We start from the raw sequence: 20,939 nt of genomic DNA on the forward strand, positions 1-20,939 counted from the left end.
GGCTGACTGCGGTAGCACTTAAACGCTTGACTTCTAAATGGGGGCCTTGCGGCTAATTTCAAGCCTTCTCGTCAATCGAAGGCGAAATTGGCGCAGGCGCCTTGCTGACCACAACCATGGCCGGGCGCAACAGGCGACCGTTGAGCTGGTAGCCCTTCTGAAACACCTTCAGAACACTGTTCGGTTCTACGTCGGCGCTTTCCTGCATGGCCATCGCCTGATGGTGAACGGCGTTGAACGGTTCGCCATGCGGATCGATCGCTTCAAGCTGATAACGCTTGAGGGTGTCGTGGAACATTTTCAGCGTCAGCTCGATGCCTTCACGCATCGGACGGATGCTTTCGTCGTCCGGGTTCGACAGCTCAAGGCCACGCTCCAGGCTGTCGACGATCGGCAGCAAGTCGCTGGCGAATTTCTCCAGGGCAAACTTGTGCGCCTTCTCGACGTCCTGTTCGGCACGGCGGCGGACGTTCTGCAGATCGGCAGCTACGCGCAGAGATTGATCTTGCGCTGCGGCCAATTGCTCTTCGAGCACTTGCACACGGGTCGCCAGGTCATCACTCGAACCTTCCGGCGCCTGAGGGGCATCTGGGTTTTGCGTATCTACTGTCTGTTCGTCAGCCATAGAATTCTCCTTTCAATTTCGTCCGCGAGCCTGACTCGCGCTTCTGTGCCGATATATGGGGCCGCAAAATCAGGCTTCAAGGGCCTTCAAGGATTAACCCTACAAAAAAGTGCCGCTTTCTCATTCCCGGATGCGCTAAGAAGATTCTTCATTCAAGCGAATCGAGCTAAGACAGGGCATTGTCAGCGCGAAACAAAACACTGTATAAACAACCAGACCTTTCGCTTGGGAGCGGCCTTTATGCTGGTGCACCTGTCCGTACATAACTACGCCATCGTTGAACACCTCGATCTTGAACTCGATCGCGGGATGAGCGTGATCACAGGGGAAACCGGCGCCGGCAAGTCGATCATGCTCGACGCCCTGGGCCTGACCTTGGGTGATCGCGCCGACAGCGGCGTGGTTCGTCCCGGAGCCGACAAGGCCGATATCCTCGCGACCTTCGATCTCGCCGACATTCCCGAAGCCAGCGCCTGGCTGGCCGAGCGCGATCTGGAAACCGAAGGCCCGTGCATCCTGCGCCGGGTGATCACCTCAGAGGGACGCTCGCGCGGCTATATCAACGGCACCCCCTGCCCGCTTGGCGACCTGAAGTCCCTCGGCGAATTGCTGATCGATATCCACAGCCAGCACGAACACCAATCTCTGCTGAAAACCGATACCCATCGGCGCCTGCTGGATGAATACGCCGGCGCCACCGATCTGGCCCGCCAGGTGCACCTCGCTGCCCAGCGCTGGCGCCAGACCCGCCAGGAACTGGAGCGTCTTTCCAACTCTGGCGATGAGCAACGCGCACGCCATCAATTGCTTAGCTACCAGTTGGAAGAACTGGAAAACCTCGGCCTCGGCGATAACGAGCTCGAGCAATTGGAGCAGGAACACAAAAACCTGACCAACGCCGAAACCCTGCTGGGCATCTGCCGACAAGTGGTCGAGCAATGCAGCGAGAGTGATTCAGGAAATGTCCTGAACGCGCTGACCGCGAGCCTCAATCGGTTATCGAGTGTGAATAATTCGGTTGGCGCACTGGGAGAAGCCAGCAGTCTGCTGACCAGTGCACAAATCCAGGTCGAAGAGGCAGTCGGCGAACTCAACCGCTTCCTCGATAACTTCGATGCCGATCCGGCACGCCTGCAATATCTGGAAGAACGCCTCGACGCCATCTATACCCTGGCGCGCAAACACCGGATTCAACCGACGGAAGTCGGGGAGATGCAGCAGAAGCTGCTGGATGAGATCGAAACCCTCAACGCCAATGACGAATCCATTGAACGCTTGAGCGAAGAACTGGCCTCCTACGCCCGGCACTATCAAGAAAAAGCACGGGAACTGAGCGATCTGCGCCATCAGGCCGCCGGCAGCCTCGCCAGCGCGGTTGAACAGGAGATTCAGCGGCTGGGCATGCCTGGCGGTCGATTCACCATCGAATTGAAGGCCAACAGCAGCGATGAATTGCTGCCCAATGGACTGGAACAGGTCGAATTACTGGTCAGCGCCAACCCTGGCCAGCCGCTGAAGGCGCTGGCGAAAGTCGCTTCTGGCGGCGAGCTGTCACGGATCAGCCTGGCGATTCAGGTGATCACCGCGCAGACGTCCCGCGTGCCAACGCTGGTGTTTGACGAAGTGGACGTGGGTATCGGTGGTCCAACCGCTGAAATTGTCGGCCAACTGTTGCGGCGCCTCGGCGATCGCGGGCAGGTACTGACCGTCACCCACTTGCCGCAAGTGGCAGCGCAGGGTCATCAGCATTTGTTCGTGCACAAGGTGCGCGGTGAACAGGCGACTCACACCGCCGTGTCCAAACTGAGCAAGAACGATCGCATCGAAGAAGTGGCGCGGATGCTTGGCGGCATTGATCTGACCAAGGAATCCTTGGCTCACGCGAAGAAAATGGTGGTTACCGCGAAGGTTTAAGAAACGCTAGACAGCACGAAGGCGACCCTTGGGTCGCCTTCGTTCGTTTCGCGAATGTGAAATTCGCGCGACATGCTTACTTTTTCTTGCGGACGTACAGCACCAGGTTGTGATCAACCAACTCGACACCGTGCTCCTCGGCAATTGCCTTCTGGAGCTTTTCGATTTCAATGCTGACGAATTCGACGACTTCACCGGTTTCCACGTTGACCATATGGTCGTGGTGGCCACCGTCAGCCAATTCGAATACCGCGTGGCCACCGTCGAAGTTGTGACGGACCACGAGGCCAGCCGCTTCGAACTGAGTCAGTACACGGTAAACCGTGGCCAGACCGACGTCCTCACCAGCTTCCATCAACGCCTTGTAGACGTCCTCGGCACTCATGTGACGCTGCTCGGTAGAGTCGAGCATTTGCAGGATCTTGACCCGTGGCAGGGTCACTTTGAGGCCGGCTTTGCGTAGTTCGCTATTTTCAACCATGGTCAGCTTTCTCGCGATGCTGCTTCGCAGCTTCTCTTAATGCGGGTATGATCGGCGTTTACGTTGTCCCAGCCAAGATAGTGGAAGTCGCCCACCGATGCAAAACACCAAGCTCTTGCTAACCAGTTTCACCTTTGTGGGACTGCTCGCACTCGCCGGTTGTTCATTCCCCGGGGTTTACAAAATCGACATCCAGCAGGGCAATGTCGTCACGCAGGACATGATAGACCAGTTACGCCCGGGAATGACCCGGCCGCAAGTACGGTTTATCATGGGTAACCCTCTGCTTGCCGACACGTTCCATGCCGATCGCTGGGATTATCTGTACAGCCTGCAACCGGGTGGCGGTGAACGCCAACAGGAACGCATTAGCGTTATTTTCAACTCAAACGACCAGCTTGTCAGCCTGTCCGGTGACTTTATGCCGGGCGTCAGCCGTGACGAAGCCATTCTCGGCAAGGACAGTGGCACGACTGTGACCGCTCCTGCTGAAAACGCCGAGAAGCCACAGCCGGAAAAACCGGCCAAGCCAGGTTCCTTGCTGGATCAGATCCAGAAGGACGTCGATGGTGTCGAAACCGTTCCGGTTCCAACACCAGAGCCGCTGGACACCTCGCCGCAATAATTTGCGACGCAATAAAAAACCCGGAAATTCCGGGTTTTTTATTGCCTGCGATCTGGCATTTACTGATTTCGAGCCTTGGCTTCAGCAGCCTTGGCCGCACGCAAGCGCCTCACCTCTTTAGGATCGGCGAGCAACGGACGGTAAATCTCGATGCGATCCCCCGCCTCAATCACCCGCGTATCCGGGTCAGCCACCACCTTACCGAAGATACCCAGCGAACACTCGCGCAGATTCAGCTCGGGAAACTCGCTACCGATACCCGACGCCATCACTGCCGCCCGAACCGTCGTCCCCGGCGTCACACTAATCGAGCGCAAGGCCTGACGATCAACGGCGGCGTAAACGACCTCTATCTCGATCACCGGCTCAACCATGCATCTGCTTGGCACGTTGGCAGAACGCATCCACCAAGGTATTAGCAGCCTGATTGAACAGCGGCCCCAACGTAGCGCGCACCAGCGGCCCTGCGTAATCGAACGACAAGTCCAGGCTGATCTTGCAGGCCTTATCGTTCAGCACCTTGAACACCCAGACGCCGTGCAACTGGTTGAAGGGGCCTTCTTCCAGATTCATCTCGATCGACTGCCCAGGCACCAGCGTATTGCGCGTCACGAAATGCTGACTGAGCCCGCCCTTCGCCACCCCCACGCTGGCGCGCATATGTTCCGGCGAGCTTTCCAGCACTTCAGCAGATGAGCACCACGGCAGGAATTCCGGGTAACGCGCCACGTCGTTGACCAGGTCGTAGAGAAATTGCGCCGGGTACGGCAGCAATGCCGATCGTTGAATATGTGTCGTCATGTGAGCGTTACTTCCAGAGCTGAGCGGCAAACACTACAAGAATGCCGATGGGCGCCACGTAGCGCATCAAGAACAAAGACAGGGCAAACAGTGCCGGGTTGCGGATCGACAACTCCTCGCGCACCGCATCTCGCCCCATCACCCAGCCGGCGAACAGCACGAAACACAGGCCACCGAGCGGCAACATGATCCGCGAAGTGAAGAAATCGATCACGCCAAAGAAGTCCAGACCGCTCTTCGCTCCCCACTGGTAGAGCTGGAACACCCCGCCTTCGTTCACGAAAAATTTGGCTTCCTTCCAGATATTGAAGGAGAACACCGTGCCCAGACCGACGAACCAGCAAGTGAAAGCAAGCCAGAAAGTCACCCAAGCGCGGCTGACTTTAGTGCGTTCAACCAGATAGGCAACCATCGGTTCCAGCAAGGAAATCGCCGAACTCCAGGCGGCAATCGCCACCAGCACAAAGAACACCACGCCCATCAACTGACCGAAAGCCACGTTACCAAAGGCAAATGGCAGACTGACGAACATCAGGCCCGGCCCCTCGCTAGGGTTCAAGCCTCCGGCAAACACAATCGGGAACAAGGCCAGACCGGCAATCAGCGAAACAAAGGTATCGAGCAGCGCCACGCCGACAACTGTGCCCGACAACGACGAGCTCTTCGGCATGTAAGCGCCGTAGATCATGATCGAGCCGACACCCACGCTCAGCGAGAAGAACGCGTGCCCCATCGCTGGCAGCAAGCCGTCGAGGACTTTCTCCGGATGGAAGTCGAACATGAAATGCACGCCTTCCATGAAATGCCCGGTGGTCATGCTGTAACCCAGCAACACCAGAATCATCACGAACAGCAGCGGCATCATGATGCGCAGACTGCGCTCAAGCCCCGCGACCACGCCTTTGGCGATGACGAAGGCCGACAACAGCATAAAAATCGTGTGCCAAAGTGTCAGACGCCATGGATTGGAGATGACATTGCCGAAATAGGCACCGACCTGATCAGCCGTGGCGCCCTGGAAGTCGCCGCGCCCCATGTCGACGATGTAGTCCAGCGACCAGCCGCCGACCACGCTATAGAAAGACAGGATCAACAATGCCGTGATCATCCCGGCAAATGCCCCCCACGACCATTTGCCCGAGTGCCCGGCTTCCAGCGCCAGCACCTTCAAGGCGTTCGCCGGACTCTGCCGGGCGCGCCGGCCGATCAGGGTTTCAGCGAGCATGACCGGGATGCCGATCAGCGCGATGCACGCCAGAAACATCAGCACAAAGGCGCCGCCGCCGTAGACCCCGACCATGTAGGGGAACTTCCAGATACTACCCAGTCCCACGGCCGAACCGGTCGCGGCGAGTATGAATACCCAGCGGCTAGCCCAACTGCCGTGGACAGAAACCTTGTCTGTCGACATCGTTTATCACGCCCAAGCGTTAGAAAAAGAGGCCGCATTGTCCGGGATTCACTCAACCTGCTCAAGCACGCAGCATCACCGTAGCCGACAGCCGTTTATCTCCATATAATGCCGCCCCTATGGCTAAACAGAAGAAACACCCAACAGGGACCATCGCGCAGAACAAAAAGGCGCGACACGATTACTTCATCGAGCACAAGTTCGAGGCTGGTCTGGTCCTGGCCGGCTGGGAAGTAAAAAGTCTGCGGGCAAGCAAGCTACAGCTGGTCGACAGCTATGTCCTGCTCAAGGATGGCGAAGCGTGGTTGCTCGGCAGCCACATCACGCCTCTGATGACCGCAAGCACCCACGTCATCGCTGACCCGGTGCGTACGCGCAAGTTGCTGCTCAACCGCCGCGAGCTGGAAAAGCTTGCAGCGATGGTGCAGCAAAAGGGTTACGCCTGCGTCTGCCTGTCCTGGTACTGGAGCAAGCACATGGTCAAGTGCGAGATTGCTCTGGGCAAGGGCAAGAAGGAATACGACAAGCGTGACACCGAACGCGAACGCGATGCCGGACGTGAGCTGCAGCGCGCTGTGCGTAACAAGGGCAAGGAAGACTAGTCTTCCCCTTTGAAAGCAAAGATCGTCCGATCGCGGCCCGAGCCTTCGGCAGCTCCTACACAGGAATTCGCATTTCCCTGTAGGAGCTGCCGCAGGCTCGGGCCGCGATCGGACGATCTTTTGCTTTAAAAAAATCACATGCCCTTGCGCCGCTCCGCCCGAGCCATGCGCTGAACCTCCTGCCGCACCTCTTCCAGCACTTCCTGCACATACAAGATATGTCGGCTGGAGACTTCCCGGGCCTGCTCCGCCCGCCCTTCGATAATCGCCAGATACAATTCCCGATGCTGAGTGATCAGCATGTCGCGAGTCTCCGTGCGCTGCTTGTACATGCCGCCGATGTTGGTCACGACATTGCGTTTGAGCAGATCGAACAACCCGCGAATGGTGTGCAGCAACACCGCGTTGTGGCTGGCCTCGGCAATCGCCAAGTGGAATTTCGCATCCGCCGCGCCCTCTTCTGCTCGACTGACTTCATCGTGACGCGAGTAGCAGTCCTGCAACTCTTCGAACGCTGCGGTCAGCCGCTCACGATCGACATCAGTCGCGCGCAATGCTGCGTAATAGGCGCACGATGCCTCCAGAGTGTGCCGAAACTCGAGCAAATCACGCTGTGCCTCGGGGTTGCTTTCGAGCAAGTGCAGCAGCGGATCGCTGAACGTTGAGCCCAGGCTCTCGACCACATAATTGCCGCCGCCCTGCCGGCTGACCAGCAGGCCTTTCGCCGCCAGTTTCTGAATCGCTTCACGCAGCGACGGCCGTGATACGCCAAATTGTTCGGCCAACGTGCGCTCCGCCGGCAGCCGCTCACCGGACTTCAGCGTGCCCTCAAGGATCATCCCCTCAAGGCGCTCGACAATATCGTCAGACAAACGGCGCTGCCGAATCTGATCAAACCCCATAACTCACTTCTCCACGATCCCGACGGCTCGCCGGGCTCTCTATTCTGGCCTATCGGCGCCTTGCCGACACCTACCACACGCCACCCGCCGAAACCGGATCAGTTGCCATCTGCACCGCTTGTTCGACAAAAGTTTTAGCGCGGCAAATTGACACACCGATACCAAGGCTTTTACCCTAGCCAACAGCGATTGTAAATTGGTATTACCAATTACCCAAGAACGCTGACAGTGCCTGACCAACAACAATTAGGGGCCACCCCATATGCAAACCTGGCAACAGCTCTACAGCCCGCTCGGCAGTCTCGGCGTGTCCGCGCTCGCGGCCGTCATTCCCATCGTGTTCTTTTTCCTCGCGCTGGCGGTGTTCCGCCTCAAAGGCCATGTGGCCGGCAGCATCACCCTCGCCCTGTCGATTGCCGTGGCGATTTTCGCGTTTCAGATGCCGGTCGACATGGCTTTCGCCGCCGCCGGGTATGGCTTCGCCTACGGTCTGTGGCCGATTGCCTGGATCATTGTTGCGGCGGTATTCCTCTACAAACTGACGGTCAAAAGTGGTCAGTTCGAGGTCATCCGCAGTTCGGTGTTATCGATCACTGACGACCAGCGCCTGCAAGTGCTGCTGATCGGCTTCTGCTTCGGTGCGTTTTTGGAAGGTGCCGCCGGTTTCGGCGCACCCGTAGCGATTACCGCCGCACTCCTTGTAGGACTGGGCTTCAATCCGCTGTACGCCGCTGGCCTGTGCCTGATTGCCAACACCGCGCCGGTGGCCTTCGGTGCATTGGGGATTCCGATCATCGTTGCCGGCCAAGTCACCGGGATCGATGCGTTCAAGATCGGCGCCATGACCGGCCGCCAACTGCCGCTGCTGTCGCTGTTCGTGCCGTTCTGGCTGGTGTTCATGATGGACGGCCTGCGCGGCGTTCGCGAAACCTGGCCGGCGGCGCTGGTCGCAGGTCTGAGTTTCGCCGTCACTCAATACTTCACCTCGAACTTCATCGGCCCGGAACTGCCGGACATCACCTCGGCGCTGGCCAGCCTGATCTCGCTGACCCTGTTCCTGAAAGTCTGGCAGCCAAAACGCGCTGCCGGCCAACACATCGCCGGTGCCGTTTCTGCTTCGGTGGTGACCGCCAGCGTCGGCGGTTTCGGTCAAAAACGCACCACCGAGGCATCGCCCTACAGCCTCGGGGAAATTTTCAAAGCCTGGTCGCCATTCCTGATCCTCACCGTGCTGGTGACCATCTGGACGCTGAAGCCTTTCAAAGCGATGTTCGCCGCTGGCGGTTCGATGTACAGCTGGGTGTTCAACTTCGCGATTCCGCACCTTGATCAACTGGTGATCAAAACCGCGCCCATCGTGGCCGCTCCGACTGCGATCCCTGCCGTGTTCAAACTTGATCCGATTTCCGCGACCGGCACGGCGATTTTCTTCTCCGCGCTAATCTCAATGCTGGTCTTGAAGATCGATTTCAAAACTGGTCTGACCACTTTGAAAGAGACCTTCTACGAACTGCGCTGGCCAATCCTGTCGATCGGCATGGTGCTGGCCTTTGCCTTCGTTACCAACTACTCGGGCATGTCTTCGACCATGGCTCTGGTGCTGGCCGGTACGGGTGCTGCATTCCCGTTCTTCTCGCCATTCCTTGGCTGGCTCGGCGTGTTCCTGACCGGCTCGGATACTTCGTCCAACGCGTTGTTCAGTTCGCTGCAGGCCACCACTGCGCACCAGATCGGCGTCAACGACACTCTTCTGGTTGCGGCCAATACCAGTGGCGGCGTGACCGGCAAAATGATCTCGCCACAATCGATCGCCGTGGCCTGCGCAGCGACCGGATTGGTGGGCAAGGAATCGGATCTGTTCCGCTTCACCCTCAAGCACAGCCTATTCTTTGCAACGATTGTCGGCTTGATCACCTTGGCTCAGGCCTATTGGTTCACCGGCATGCTGGTGCACTAAACCGATAAGAAATAGAGAAAAAACCGACGCCGGTTCGTGATGCCGGCGTCAGCAATTCACAACCCGGTCTGTAAGGCTGCTGAAAGCAACGCTCTTTATATTCAGCAGCCGCCACAGACGGATAACCGGGCCCACCCGGAGACACGCCTGATGAGCGAGCTTTTTTATAACGCTGTGCCGAACGCGACCCGCGTGGCACCGCCACTGCCCGAACCTCGGCAATATCCCAGCGAGAAACCGTCGCGGGTTTATCTATTCGGCACGTGCGTGGTCGACCTGTTCTACCCCGAAGCCGGGATGGACGCGATCCACTTGCTGGAACGCGAAGGCATCCGGGTCGAGTACCCGCAAGGGCAAAGTTGCTGCGGCCAACCCGCCTACACCTCGGGTTACACCGAGCAGGCGCGGACCGTGGCGCGCTCGCAACTGGCGCTGTTTGCCGGAGATTATCCGGTGGTGGTGCCTTCAGGTTCCTGCGCCGGCATGCTCCGCGAGCATTACGCCGACTTGTTCAAGGACGAGCCGGACACGTTGAAACAGGTTCAGGCCCTCGCGGCTCGTACCTATGAACTGGCTGAGTTTCTGCTGTTCGTCTGCAAGGTGCAGCTCAAGGACAGCGGCGAGCCGGTCAAAGTCGCGCTGCACACTTCGTGTTCGGCACGCCGCGAAATGAACACCCACCTGCACGGCCGCGAGTTATTGGCGCAGTTGAGCAACGTGGAACGGGTCAACCACGACCACGAAAGCGAATGCTGTGGCTTCGGTGGGACATTCAGCGTCCGTATGCCAGACATTTCCGGCGCGATGGTGGCTGACAAGACCAAGTCGTTGAAGGATTCCGGCGCGCGTAAGGTCTTGAGTGCCGACTGTGGCTGTTTGATGAACATCAACGGCGCATTGGAGAAACAAAAAGAAACGCTGCGCGGGCAACATCTCGCCAGCTTTCTGTGGCAACGAACCAGAGGTGCGCAATGAGCACTTCCGCGATTATTCCTACGGTTGCCGTAGAAGAAGATTTCCGCACCCGGGCACACAATGCTCTGGGTGATCAGCAGCTGCGGAACAACTTCCGAACTGCCATGGATTCACTGATGGTCAAGCGGGCAGCCGCTTTCAGTGATCCCCATGAAAGAGAGCACTTGCGCGCACTGGGCAATTCGATCAAGGCCCGCGCGCTGTCCAAGTTGCCCGACCTGCTCGAGCAACTGGAAACAAACCTGACCCGCAACGGTGTGACAGTGCACTGGGCGGAAACGGTGGACGAGGCCAATGGCATCGTCCTATCGATCATCCGCGCTCACGAGGCGCGGCAAGTGATCAAGGGCAAATCGATGGTCAGCGAAGAGATGGAGATGAACCATTTCCTCGAGGCTCGGGACATTGAATGTCTGGAGTCCGATATGGGGGAATACATCGTCCAGCTCGACCACGAGAAGCCTTCACACATCATTATGCCGGCGATCCACAAGAATGCCGGTCAGGTCGCGTCCTTGTTCCACGACAAACTTGGCGTGGAATACACCAAGGACGTTGACCAACTCATTCAGATCGGTCGCAAAGTCTTGCGGCAGAAATTTTTCGAAGCGGACATCGGCGTCTCCGGCGTCAACTTCGCCGTGGCCGAAACCGGCACCCTGCTGCTGGTGGAAAACGAAGGCAACGGCCGCATGACCACCACCGTGCCGCCAGTGCACATCGCCGTCACCGGCATCGAAAAGGTGGTGGAAAATCTGCGTGACGTCGTGCCGCTGCTGTCACTGCTGACGCGCTCGGCGCTGGGCATTCCGATCACCACGTACGTCAACATGATCTCCGGCCCGCGCAAGGCGCATGAACTCGACGGCCCGCAGGAAGTGCATCTGGTGCTGCTCGACAACGGTCGCAGCCAGGCTTTCGCCGACAGCGAATTGCGCCAGACCCTGAATTGCATTCGCTGCGGCGCCTGCATGAATCATTGCCCGGTGTACACCCGCGTCGGTGGCCACACGTATGGCGAGGTGTATCCAGGGCCGATCGGCAAAATCATCACGCCGCACATGGTTGGCCTGGCCAAGGTTCCGGATCACCCGAGCGCGTCATCGCTGTGCGGCGCGTGCGGTGAAGTTTGTCCGGTAAAAATTCCGATCCCGGCGATCCTCCGGCGCCTGCGCGAAGAAAACGTCAAAGCCCCTGACAGCCCGAATCAAGTGATGCGCGGTCAGGGCAGCAAGTATTCGCGCAAGGAGCGCTTCATCTGGAACGCCTGGGCCAAGCTCAACAGCTCGCCAACCTTGTATCGATTGTTCGGTTTCTTCGCCACGCGCCTGCGCGCCCTGACGCCAAGCAACGTCGGCCCGTGGACTCAAAACCACAGCGCGCCGAAACCCGCCGCTCGCTCACTGCACGACATGGCCCGCGAGCATCTGGCCAAACAGGGAGACCGCTGATGAGCGCCAAGCAAAATATCCTCGGCAAACTGCGGAAAAGTCTGACCGGCACCACACCGATTGCCGACAACTTCGATGTCGATCTGGTGACGCAGCCTTACACCTACAGCGCCGAACAACGCATCCCGCAACTGCGCAAACTGATGGAAGCGGTGCACACCGAAATTCACCTGACTTCGGCCGGAGAATGGCCGGCGTTGCTCGCGCAATTGCTGCGCGACCGCCAGTTGCCGAGTCTGTTGATCGCACCGACGACAGCCCACGGGCAGAAAATCACACAGCACTGGGCGAACAATCCCGACCTGCCGACGCTGAAATCCTACGATCGGCCGATGGAAGAATGGAAAGCCGAGTTGTTCAACGACACGCCCGCCAGCCTTACCGGCACGCTCGGCGCGATCGCCGCCACTGGCAGCCTGATCATGTGGCCAACCCGAGAGGAACCACGGTTGATGAGCCTGGTGCCGCCGGTGCATTTCGCCCTGCTGAACGCCAGTGAAATCCGCGACAACTTCTATCAGGTGCAACAGGAATTCGAATGGGCGCAAGGCATGCCGACCAACGCGCTGCTGGTGTCCGGCCCGTCGAAAACCGCTGACATCGAGCAGGTACTGGCTTACGGCGCCCACGGCCCGAAGGACCTGGTGGTTCTGATTCTGGAGGACCAATGACGCTTCCAGTGAATTTCCTGCGTGATGCGCAACAACTGATTCCAGCGGACCGCCGCTTCGACGATCCCTTGTCGACTCTGGCCTTCGGCACGGATGCGAGTTTTTATCGGCTGATTCCTCAGTTGGTAATCCGTGTTGAATCTGAAGATGAAGTCGTGGCTCTGTTGAAACTGGCCCAGCGCGACAACGTCCCGGTGACCTTTCGTGCGGCAGGCACCAGTCTGTCCGGGCAAGCGATCAGCGATTCCGTTTTGATTGTGCTAGGGGATAACTGGAACGCCCGCGAGATTCGTGGCCAAGGCACGCAGATTCGCCTGCAACCGGGCGTGATCGGCGCGCAAGCCAATGCGTGGCTGGCACCGTTCGGACGCAAGATCGGCCCGGATCCGGCGTCGATCAACGCCTGCAAAATCGGCGGCATCGTCGCTAACAACGCCAGCGGCATGTGCTGCGGCACCGCGCAAAATACCTATCACACGCTGGCCGGAATTCGCTTGGTGCTGGCCGATGGCACACGTCTGGATACCGAAGACGCTGCCAGTGTTGCGGCATTTCGCGCCAGCCACGGCGAGCTGCTCGAACGCCTGGCGACATTGGGCCGCGAAACCCGCGCCAACGCCGAATTGGCTGCACGAATTCGCCACAAATATCGTCTGAAAAATACCACCGGTTTGTCACTGAACGCCCTGGTGGATTTCGATGAGCCTGTGGACATCTTGAGCCACTTGCTGGTCGGCTCCGAAGGCACCCTCGGATTCATCAGTGCGGTGACTTATGACACCGTCATCGATCACCCGAACAAAGCCTCGGCGCTGATCGTGTTCCCGGATGTGGAAACCTGCTGCAATGCGGTCACGGTACTGAAAAGCCAACCGGTTTCCGCCGTAGAACTGTTGGACCGGCGCAGTCTGCGCTCGGTGCAGAACAAACCGGGCATGCCCGCTTTCGTACAACAACTGTCGAACAATGCCTGCGCGCTGCTGATCGAATCCCGCGCCGCATCTTCCAGTTTGTTGCAGGCACAACTGGCGCAGATCATGGCCTCGCTCAGCGGCTTCCCGGTGGAGAAGCAGGTCGATTTCACCGAAGACCCTGCCGAGAACGCCAAGCTCTGGGCGATCCGCAAGGACACGTTCCCCGCCGTCGGCGCCGTGCGCAAAACCGGCACTACGGTGATCATCGAAGACGTGACTTTCCCCGTCGAACAACTGGCCATCGGCGTGAACCGCTTGATCGAGTTGTTCGACAAACATTCCTACGATGAGGCGATCCTTTTCGGACACGCATTGGAAGGCAATCTGCACTTCGTCTTCACCCAAGGCTTCAACAACCCGGAAGAAGTCGCACGCTATCAAGCGTTCATGGACGACGTCGCGCAATTGGTCGCTGTGGAATTCGGCGGTTCGTTGAAGGCTGAGCACGGCACCGGGCGCAACATGGCGCCGTTCGTCGAACTGGAATGGGGTAGCGACGCCTATCAACTGATGTGGCAGCTCAAACGTCTGCTCGACCCCAACGCCATTCTCAACCCGGACGTGGTGCTCAGCGAGGATCCGCAGATTCATCTCAAGCATCTGAAACCACTGCCCGCAGCCGATGAGATTGTGGATAAGTGCATCGAGTGCGGCTTCTGCGAACCGGTCTGCCCGTCGAAGGGCCTGACCCTGAGTCCGCGCCAGCGCATCGTGATCTGGCGCGACATTCAGGCGAAGAAGCGCGCCGGCGTCGACACCACGGAACTGGAAAAAGCCTACGAGTACCAAGGCATCGAAACCTGCGCTGCCACCGGTCTGTGCGCACAGCGCTGCCCTGTAGGCATCAACACCGGCGAGCTGGTGAAAAAGCTGCGTGGCCGACACGCAACGCATCAGAAAACCGCTGACTGGATCGAAGGAAATTTCGCCAAAACCCTGCAAGGCGCACGCTTCACTCTGCACGTGGCCAACGGTGCGCGAATGATGCTCGGCGCACCGCGTCTGGCGAAACTTTCGGCAACAATTACGCGCCTGTCCAAAGGCCAAGTGCCGCTGTGGACCAATGCGATGCCGCAACCGGAGAAAGCCATTCGCTTCAGCCCCAGCGTTTCGGACGAACGCCCGCGCGTGGTGTATCTGGCTGCGTGCGTGTCGCGGGTCATGGGCCCGGCGGCGGGCGATAAAGAGCAGATGTCGCTGTACGACAAAACCCGTGGGTTACTGGAAAAGGCCGGTTACCAAGTGGTCTTCCCGGACAATCAGGACAATCTCTGCTGCGGTCAGCCTTTCGCCTCCAAGGGCTATGCAGAGCAGGCTGAACACAAGCGTCAGGAGTTGATCAGCGCGCTACTGCAGGCCAGTCGCGGCGGTCTCGATCCGATCTATTGCGACACCAGTCCATGCACATTGCGATTGGTGCAGGACGTAGGAGAAACCCGTCTGGATCTGTACGACCCGGTGCGCTTCATCCGTACGCATCTTCTTGATCGCTTGGAGTTCACCCCGCAAGACGCACCAATCGCCGTGCACGTGACCTGCAGTACACAACACTTGGGCGAAAGCCAGGCGCTGATCGATCTGGCGCGCAAGTGCAGCAAAACCGTGGTGATCCCGGAAGGCATACATTGCTGTGGGTTTGCTGGCGATAAAGGCTTCACCACACCAGAGCTGAACAGCCATTCGCTGCGCACGCTCAAGGACGCGGTGCAGCATTGCAGCGAGGGGATTTCCACCAGCCGTACCTGCGAGATCGGTCTGACGCAACATGGCGGAATCGACTACCACGGGCTGGTTTATCTGGTGGATCGGGTGACCCGGGCGAAGGCCTGTTGAAGAAAAATAGAACCCTTGCGCGCGACTGTAGTCCACAGAATAACCCCGACCGATCGGGGTTTTTCTTCCATTCGGTTGCCCGTCCTGACGGCCAGCGAAGTCTGGACCACTCGATTCAAGGAGATGCACATGAAACGTTCTGTACTGCTAGGTCTGTTCGTTACCGCCTCGATGATGGCTTCCACTTCGTTCGCCGCAGACAAGCCTGCCGACCTGTGCGATGCAAATATTCAGACTATTGATAATGGCAAGGCGCAGCTGTCAGCGAATCCAGAACTGAGTCAGCGCGCTGAAACCAGTGTCGCCAAAGCCAAGGCGCTGAAGGCCCAAGGCAAAATCGACGATTGCGTTGCGGAAACATCGCAAACCATCGTGGAACTGCGCAAAGCCACCGGCACCAACAACTGATCACCACCCTGGCCAACCTTCGGGTTGGCCTTGGGGACTGATTGGCGTACACTGCGCAGGCTTGTTGCTCAAACAGATGTACTGAGCAATGAGTTCGGGGCCGTTTAGGATTCGACGCCGGTTGCGAAACTTTAGGTGCATGCCGACTTGGTAACAGAAGTCGTAAATCCACTGTTGCAACTACTTATAGTTGCCAATGACGACCAATACGGTGTTGCTCTCGCTGCTTAATTGCAGCTGACAATGCTCCTGGTACCTTCGGGTCCAGCAATCATCAGGGGATGTCTGTAAACCCAAAATGATTGTCATATAGAACAGAATCGCCGTGCAGTACGTTGTGGACGAAGCGGCTAAAACTTACACAACTCGCCCAAAGCACCCTGCCCTTCGGGTCGCTGAGGGTTAACTTAATAGAAACGGCTACGCATGTAGTACCGACAGCGGAGTACTGGCGGACGGGGGTTCAAATCCCCCCGGCTCCACCAACTCATAAAAAAAGACGTCCCAGGACGTCTTTTTTTATGCTTGAAATTCAGTCAACTGCAGATTCCAGCGTACCAGCCCCATTGGAAAAACGGCTCCCACCACTGGCGTCATACCGCTCGGGTGCACGTCTGCTGTGACCTGAATGTGAATTACCGTCATGAGCGATTCGCCAAGGCGCATTCATCGCCGTCGGCACGCCACCGCAGCGCTACTACAGCAAACTGCTTTGTTGCAGAAACGCCTTGGACACGTTCTCGATAGATTCACGGCCGACATCAACTCGAGAGTTGAGGCCCGCGATGGTCTCGTCGTCCAGCTTGGAAGAGAGGGTGTTAAGCAACTCGCCTATCTTCGAATTTGCTTTCAAGACTTCAGTGCGAATGACAGGAGTCAACGCGTAACTGGGGAAGAAGCCTTTGTCGTCCTCCAGCACCACGAAACCGAAGGCGGGAATCCGTCCATCGGTCGAGAGGACCAATGCCAGATCGACCTGACCATCTCTGAGCGCCTGGTAGGTCAGACCACCATCCATGCGGACGATATTCTTGCGCTCGAACTCGAACTTGTACGCCTCTTGAAGAGGACGCAGGCCATCTGGCCGGGAAAAGAACTCGGCATTCGATGCGAATTTATAAGATTTGCCCGTTTCAATATTCTTTGCCAGATCGCTGATCGAGACGATGCCATCCTTCTCGGCCTCGGCTTTGCGCATCGCAAGTGCGTAGGTGTTGTTAGCCTTGGAAGGGTTCAGCCAAGTGATGCCTTTTTGCGCATCCAGTTCGCTGATCTTCTTATAGGTTTCGTCAGCGCTGAGTTTGTCCGTGATCTTGTTGTAAGTAATCAGGGAAGTGCCGGTGTACTCCCAGTAAACATCGACCTGGCCGTTCTCTTGCGCCGCGCGCAATACAGACGAACCGAGGTCCGCGCGCTTATCGACACGGTAGCCATTGGCGCGCAGAAGTTGCGCGGTCATCTCGGCAACCAGTTGCTGCTCGGTAAACTTCTTGCCGCCGACCACGATGGGTCCGTCAGCAAAAGCGCTGCCCACAACGCTTGAAACAATGCCAAGGCTTAAGATCAGACTGGCTAACATTCGATAAATCATCATGCACCTCATATTATTGATTTAGTTCGAGTCTTCAGATTTATCCGCGCCCGGCCAACCTCAAGCCCCGCGACACTGCAATGTGTTGAATCAAGCCGCAGCCCAGATCGACTGCAATGGCCAGGAGTGCGGTCGACACGGCGCCAGCCAGCATCATCCCGAAGTCGTTCAAATCGATCCCGGTAAAGATCAACTCGCCCAGCCCGCCACCGCCGACCAGAAAGGCCAGCGGCGCCGTACCCACGTTAATCGCGAGTGCCGTGCGGATGCCCGAAAAAATCACGTTCAGCGCATTCGGAATTTCTACTTTCCACAGTGTCTCCCGTCGCGTCATGCCCATGGCTTCGGCTGCTTCGACCAAGTGCTGCGGCACCGCGCGCAAGCCTTCATAGGTATTCACCGCGACCGGGAGCAGCGTGGCGACAAACAATCCGATGATGGCCGCACCGCTGCCGACGCCGATGAAGCTCATGGCCAAGGCCAACAGCGCGAGTTTGGGAATCGCCTGCCCGACGTTAAGGAACTGCATGCTGGCCATGGCATAACGCTGGTTCACCGGACGGCTCATCCACACACCCAACGGAAGCGCAATGGCCAGGGCCAACACCCCGCTGACTGCCACGAGCTGCAAGTGCTGGACCGTCAGATAGCTGATGTCACCCCAGTAAAACTGCAGCCCTTGCCAAAATCTGATCATTGACTCAGACATCGTCAGTTCACCGCCGGAGTAATGTTTTCAACAAGTCGCGCGAGGATGTCGGCCTGGTGGACATAGCCAATAAAGCGTCCGTCGCTGTCGTTGCATAACGCCCAGTCCTGGCCGCGCCCCAGCAATTGCGAGAGCACTTGGCGCAGGTCATCTCCAGGTTTGACGATCAGGTGCGAGTGCGCAGTGAGACCGCTGTTTCCACCCACGACCTGCATGTGTTCGCGCGGCGCGATCTTGCTCACGACGTCAGCAGCGCGCAGCAGGCGCAAGCGTTTCATGATGCGGTCGCCGCCCATGAAGTTCGCCACGAATTCGCTGTTGGGTCGGGCCAGCAAATCATCCGAGCTGCCAAATTGCTGGATTTTTCCGTTGTGGAACAGGGCGACGCAGTCGGCCATCTTCACCGCTTCGTCGATGTCGTGACTGACAAACAACACTGTCTTGTTGACGAGACGCTGGATGCGCATGAATTCGTCCTGGATCACCTCTCGGTTGATCGGGTCGATCGCGCCGAAGGGCTCGTCCATCAGCATCACAGGCGGATCCGCCGCCAATGCGCGGGCCACGCCGATGCGTTGCTGTTGCCCTCCGGATAGCTCGCACGGGTAGCGCTTGAGGAATTTCGCCGGATCCAGCGCGACCACCTCCAGCAACTCAGCGGCGCGCTTGCGGCTTTTGCTTTTGTCCCATCCGAGCAGATTGGGCACGACGCAGATGTTTTCCTCAACGGTCATGTTCGGGAACAGGCCGACCTGCTGGATGACATAACCGATGGAGCGTTTTAGCGTGACGCTGTCCAGTTCGGCCGTGTCGCGACCATTGATTCTGATGGTGCCGGAAGTCGGCGCGATCAGTCGGTTGATCATTTTCAAAGTCGTGGTTTTGCCACAGCCTGAGGGCCCAAGCAGTACGCAGATTTGTCCCTCATCAACGTTGAATGAAACATTCTCTACCGCCGTGATAGCGCCGAATTGCTTGTTCAGGTTTTCGATCTGGATCACGTCGTAGTCTCCTTCAGTCGGCCGGCGGCCAGTTTGTTCTTGTCCAGCCCGTTTGGCGTCAGCAGGCGCTGCAAGCCGTACAACGCATAATCAGCCGCGATGGCGATGACACTGATAACGATTGCGCCGGCCAACAGCTGACGGGTATCCGATTGCGCGATGCCGCGAATGATGAGGCTGCCCAGGCCGCCAGCGCCGATGTAGGCTGCGATGGCCGCGATACCGATGTTGATGACGGTCGCCATCCTCACGCCCGCCATGATCAGGGGGACCGCAATCGGTAGCTCGACTTTGCGTAGTCGTTGCCCCGTCGACATGCCCATTCCGATAGCAGCTTCACGCAAAGCCGGATCGATGTTGGAGATCGCCGTGGTGGTGTTGCGGATGATGGGCAGTTGGGAATAGAGAAACAGCGCAATGACCGCCGGCACCACGCCGATCCCGTAGCCGATCAGTGACAGGGCCGGAATCATCAACCCGAACAGCGCGGCGGAGGGAATCGTCATCAGAACTGCGGCGAAGGCCAGGACCCAACGTCGCGTTCTCGGGTGCTGCGAGATTGCGATGCCGACAGGCACGCCGGTCACAATCGCCAGCCCCACCGCTATCGCCACGATGAGCAGGTGCTGCCCGAGTAGCAGACTGATCAGCCCGCGGTTTTCCAGAATGAAACTCAAGGTTTCCATGGTGGTGATGCCTTCTGTACGTCATTGTTATTTTTATCGGTCGTGCATCGGGAATTGAACGCCGTATCTGGAGAAAACAGTACCGCGCTACTGCATGCACTCTGAGCTTGGAGTTCGACGATTTCTATCAAAAAAACGACGTCACGCGGCCAGTCAGCGCACAACGCAGCCGAGAGGATCGATGGCAGATGGCCGTAAGCGGGGGCAGCAACCAACAAGGCTAGCCAGAGTTCACTGCTTGGCGGGGCAAGTCATTAGCTAGCTATTGGATTTTCTGGCGATGAGTGTTTCGGAGGTTTTACAGGCATGCCCGCTGGAATGAAATCAGGAATGAGCATCATCAAATTTCCGCCGCTCTTCTCCGGGCGTACATCCCCAGACGCGACGATAAGCAGCGCCTAGGTGTGATGCCGAAACGAACCCGCAGCTGTAGGCGATGGACGCAATGGGCTGGGTGCTCTCACGCAACAACCGGCGCGCTTCGTTCAACCGGAGTTCCAGATAGAACTTCTTCGGTGTCATGCCGAAGTGCTGATGCCAAAGCCGCTCGAGTTGCCGGTGAGACAGATTGCAGCGGTCGGCGATCTCTTCAATGCCGACGATGTTCTCCAGATTGTTCTCCATGAAGGCGATGGCGGCCGTCAGCCTGCGATCGTGAATCCCGAACCGCCACTGGATCGACATCCGCTGATGCTCTTCCGGCGCGCGTATCCTGGCGTGCAGAAACTGCTCGGCGACACTCGCCGCAAGCGGGTTACCGAAATCAAGCGCAATCTGCGCCAGCATGAGATCGATGGCTGCCGTGCCCCCGGCGCATGTCCAGCGGTTGCCATGGTTGACGTACAGTTCTTTGGTGACTTCGATGGTGGGGAATTCTTCGGAAAACTGGCCGATGGATTCCCAGTGCAAAGTACAACGCTTGCCCTCTAGTAACCCGGCGCGAGCAAGGATGAACGTACCGGTGCTCAGTGCGCCGACGGTGATCCCGCGGGATGCGGCGCGCTGCAGGAAACGCAGCATTTTCGGTGGTTTCTGATGCTCGATGTCCAGACTCGCCAGAACAAACACGCGATCCAGCTCGGCTGCCTGAGCCACCGGTACGGTCTGGATTTCGATACCGCTGCTGGAGCTGACCGGTCCGCCCGATTCCGTAAGCAGAGACCACTCATAAAGCGCTTTGCCGGACAGCCGATTGGCCGCACGCAAAGGCTCGCTGGCACCCGCCAGGGCCATCATGGAAAACTGAGGAAGAATGAGCAGCCCGATTCGCTTGGTCGTACCACTGGTCACAAGCGTGGCTGAATCGCTGGGGGCTGTCATCG

20 protein-coding genes and 1 other RNA gene are annotated in these 20,939 nt (G+C 58.1%); 10 read left to right on the forward strand and 11 right to left on the reverse strand.

Annotation, left to right across the window (positions count from 1 at the left end):
* Nucleotides 1-58: 58 nt before the first annotated feature.
* Nucleotides 59-625 carry a nucleotide exchange factor GrpE gene (gene grpE, locus EJA71_RS16895; RefSeq protein ID WP_158958605.1) on the reverse strand — a complete coding sequence of 189 codons (567 nt, stop codon included), beginning with the start codon at nt 623-625 and terminating at the stop codon, nt 59-61.
* Between the two features lie 240 nt (nt 626-865).
* Here grpE and recN point away from each other — a divergent pair, with 240 nt between their 5' ends.
* Nucleotides 866-2,539 carry a DNA repair protein RecN gene (gene recN, locus EJA71_RS16900; RefSeq protein ID WP_158958607.1) on the forward strand — a complete coding sequence of 558 codons (1,674 nt, stop codon included), beginning with the start codon at nt 866-868 and terminating at the stop codon, nt 2,537-2,539.
* A 76-nt stretch (nt 2,540-2,615) separates the two neighbouring features.
* Here the strand turns inward: recN and fur are convergent, their stop codons facing one another.
* The gene (gene fur, locus EJA71_RS16905; RefSeq protein ID WP_064119476.1) at nt 2,616-3,020 is read right to left on the reverse strand and encodes a ferric iron uptake transcriptional regulator; all 405 of its coding nucleotides are present in this window, start codon (nt 3,018-3,020) and stop codon (nt 2,616-2,618) included.
* A gap of 97 nt (nt 3,021-3,117) precedes the next feature.
* Between fur and EJA71_RS16910 the strand changes: the two genes are divergently transcribed.
* A complete protein-coding gene (locus EJA71_RS16910) occupies nt 3,118-3,645 on the forward strand; it encodes an outer membrane protein assembly factor BamE (protein ID WP_095191072.1) in 528 nt (175 codons plus the stop codon).
* A gap of 59 nt (nt 3,646-3,704) precedes the next feature.
* On the opposite strand, the gene EJA71_RS16915 is transcribed toward EJA71_RS16910, so the two are convergent.
* Genes EJA71_RS16915 through EJA71_RS16925 form a run of 3 tightly spaced genes read right to left on the reverse strand, consistent with a single transcriptional unit; the run spans nt 3,705 to nt 5,857 of the window.
* A complete protein-coding gene (locus tag EJA71_RS16915) occupies nt 3,705-4,019 on the reverse strand; it encodes an RnfH family protein (protein ID WP_158958609.1) in 315 nt (104 codons plus the stop codon).
* Complete coding sequence (locus tag EJA71_RS16920) at nt 4,012-4,446, reverse strand: type II toxin-antitoxin system RatA family toxin (protein ID WP_158958611.1); 435 nt, start codon at nt 4,444-4,446, stop codon at nt 4,012-4,014. The genes EJA71_RS16915 and EJA71_RS16920 overlap by 8 nt, the downstream gene beginning before the upstream one ends.
* A 7-nt stretch (nt 4,447-4,453) precedes the next feature.
* Nucleotides 4,454-5,857 carry a sodium-dependent transporter gene (locus EJA71_RS16925; protein ID WP_158958612.1) on the reverse strand — a complete coding sequence of 468 codons (1,404 nt, stop codon included), beginning with the start codon at nt 5,855-5,857 and terminating at the stop codon, nt 4,454-4,456.
* A gap of 119 nt (nt 5,858-5,976) precedes the next feature.
* Here EJA71_RS16925 and smpB point away from each other — a divergent pair, with 119 nt between their 5' ends.
* The gene (smpB, locus tag EJA71_RS16930; RefSeq protein ID WP_008088297.1) at nt 5,977-6,459 is read left to right on the forward strand and encodes an SsrA-binding protein SmpB; all 483 of its coding nucleotides are present in this window, start codon (nt 5,977-5,979) and stop codon (nt 6,457-6,459) included.
* Between the two features lie 134 nt (nt 6,460-6,593).
* On the opposite strand, the gene EJA71_RS16935 is transcribed toward smpB, so the two are convergent.
* Nucleotides 6,594-7,361: an FCD domain-containing protein gene (locus EJA71_RS16935; protein ID WP_158958613.1), complete on the reverse strand. Its 768-nt coding sequence runs from the start codon at nt 7,359-7,361 to the stop codon at nt 6,594-6,596.
* Nucleotides 7,362-7,623: 262 nt separating this feature from the next.
* Between EJA71_RS16935 and EJA71_RS16940 the strand changes: the two genes are divergently transcribed.
* The 7 genes from EJA71_RS16940 (at nt 7,624) to ssrA (ending at nt 16,115) form a co-directional block, all read left to right on the forward strand.
* Entirely contained in the window at nt 7,624-9,318 is a 1,695-nt protein-coding gene (locus EJA71_RS16940) for a lactate permease LctP family transporter (protein ID WP_158958614.1), read from the forward strand.
* Between the two features lie 150 nt (nt 9,319-9,468).
* Nucleotides 9,469-10,293, forward strand: coding sequence for a (Fe-S)-binding protein (locus EJA71_RS16945; RefSeq protein WP_158958615.1), 825 nt, complete (start codon nt 9,469-9,471; stop codon nt 10,291-10,293).
* Entirely contained in the window at nt 10,290-11,744 is a 1,455-nt protein-coding gene (locus EJA71_RS16950) for a LutB/LldF family L-lactate oxidation iron-sulfur protein (RefSeq protein ID WP_158958617.1), read from the forward strand. Before EJA71_RS16945 ends, EJA71_RS16950 begins: the two co-directional genes overlap by 4 nt.
* Nucleotides 11,744-12,415 (forward strand): lactate utilization protein, encoded by a 672-nt coding sequence (locus tag EJA71_RS16955; RefSeq protein WP_158958619.1) that lies wholly within the window; start codon nt 11,744-11,746, stop codon nt 12,413-12,415. Before EJA71_RS16950 ends, EJA71_RS16955 begins: the two co-directional genes overlap by 1 nt.
* Nucleotides 12,412-15,222 (forward strand): FAD-binding and (Fe-S)-binding domain-containing protein, encoded by a 2,811-nt coding sequence (locus tag EJA71_RS16960; RefSeq protein WP_158958622.1) that lies wholly within the window; start codon nt 12,412-12,414, stop codon nt 15,220-15,222. Before EJA71_RS16955 ends, EJA71_RS16960 begins: the two co-directional genes overlap by 4 nt.
* Before the next feature lie 129 nt (nt 15,223-15,351).
* Nucleotides 15,352-15,630 carry a hypothetical protein gene (locus EJA71_RS16965; protein ID WP_158958624.1) on the forward strand — a complete coding sequence of 93 codons (279 nt, stop codon included), beginning with the start codon at nt 15,352-15,354 and terminating at the stop codon, nt 15,628-15,630.
* A gap of 96 nt (nt 15,631-15,726) precedes the next feature.
* Nucleotides 15,727-16,115: a transfer-messenger RNA gene (ssrA, locus tag EJA71_RS16970) on the forward strand.
* 212 nt (nt 16,116-16,327) lie between these two features.
* Here ssrA and EJA71_RS16975 read toward each other — a convergent pair.
* The 5 genes from EJA71_RS16975 to EJA71_RS16995 form a co-directional block, all read right to left on the reverse strand.
* Entirely contained in the window at nt 16,328-17,209 is an 882-nt protein-coding gene (locus EJA71_RS16975; RefSeq protein ID WP_256671765.1) for a glycine betaine ABC transporter substrate-binding protein, read from the reverse strand.
* Nucleotides 17,210-17,261: 52 nt separating this feature from the next.
* Entirely contained in the window at nt 17,262-17,918 is a 657-nt protein-coding gene (locus EJA71_RS16980; RefSeq protein ID WP_256671766.1) for an ABC transporter permease, read from the reverse strand.
* Nucleotides 17,919-17,932: 14 nt separating this feature from the next.
* On the reverse strand, nt 17,933-18,931 hold the full coding sequence (locus tag EJA71_RS16985) for an ABC transporter ATP-binding protein (protein ID WP_158958630.1): 999 nt from the start codon (nt 18,929-18,931) through the stop codon (nt 17,933-17,935).
* The gene (locus EJA71_RS16990; RefSeq protein ID WP_158958632.1) at nt 18,928-19,617 is read right to left on the reverse strand and encodes an ABC transporter permease; all 690 of its coding nucleotides are present in this window, start codon (nt 19,615-19,617) and stop codon (nt 18,928-18,930) included. Before EJA71_RS16990 ends, EJA71_RS16985 begins: the two co-directional genes overlap by 4 nt.
* Before the next feature lie 324 nt (nt 19,618-19,941).
* Complete coding sequence (locus tag EJA71_RS16995) at nt 19,942-20,937, reverse strand: GlxA family transcriptional regulator (protein WP_158958634.1); 996 nt, start codon at nt 20,935-20,937, stop codon at nt 19,942-19,944.
* Nucleotides 20,938-20,939: the final 2 nt, after the last annotated feature.

It is taken from the genome of Pseudomonas sp. PB106, from assembly GCF_009764645.1.
In the GTDB taxonomy this organism is placed as follows: Bacteria; Pseudomonadota; Gammaproteobacteria; order Pseudomonadales; family Pseudomonadaceae; genus Aquipseudomonas.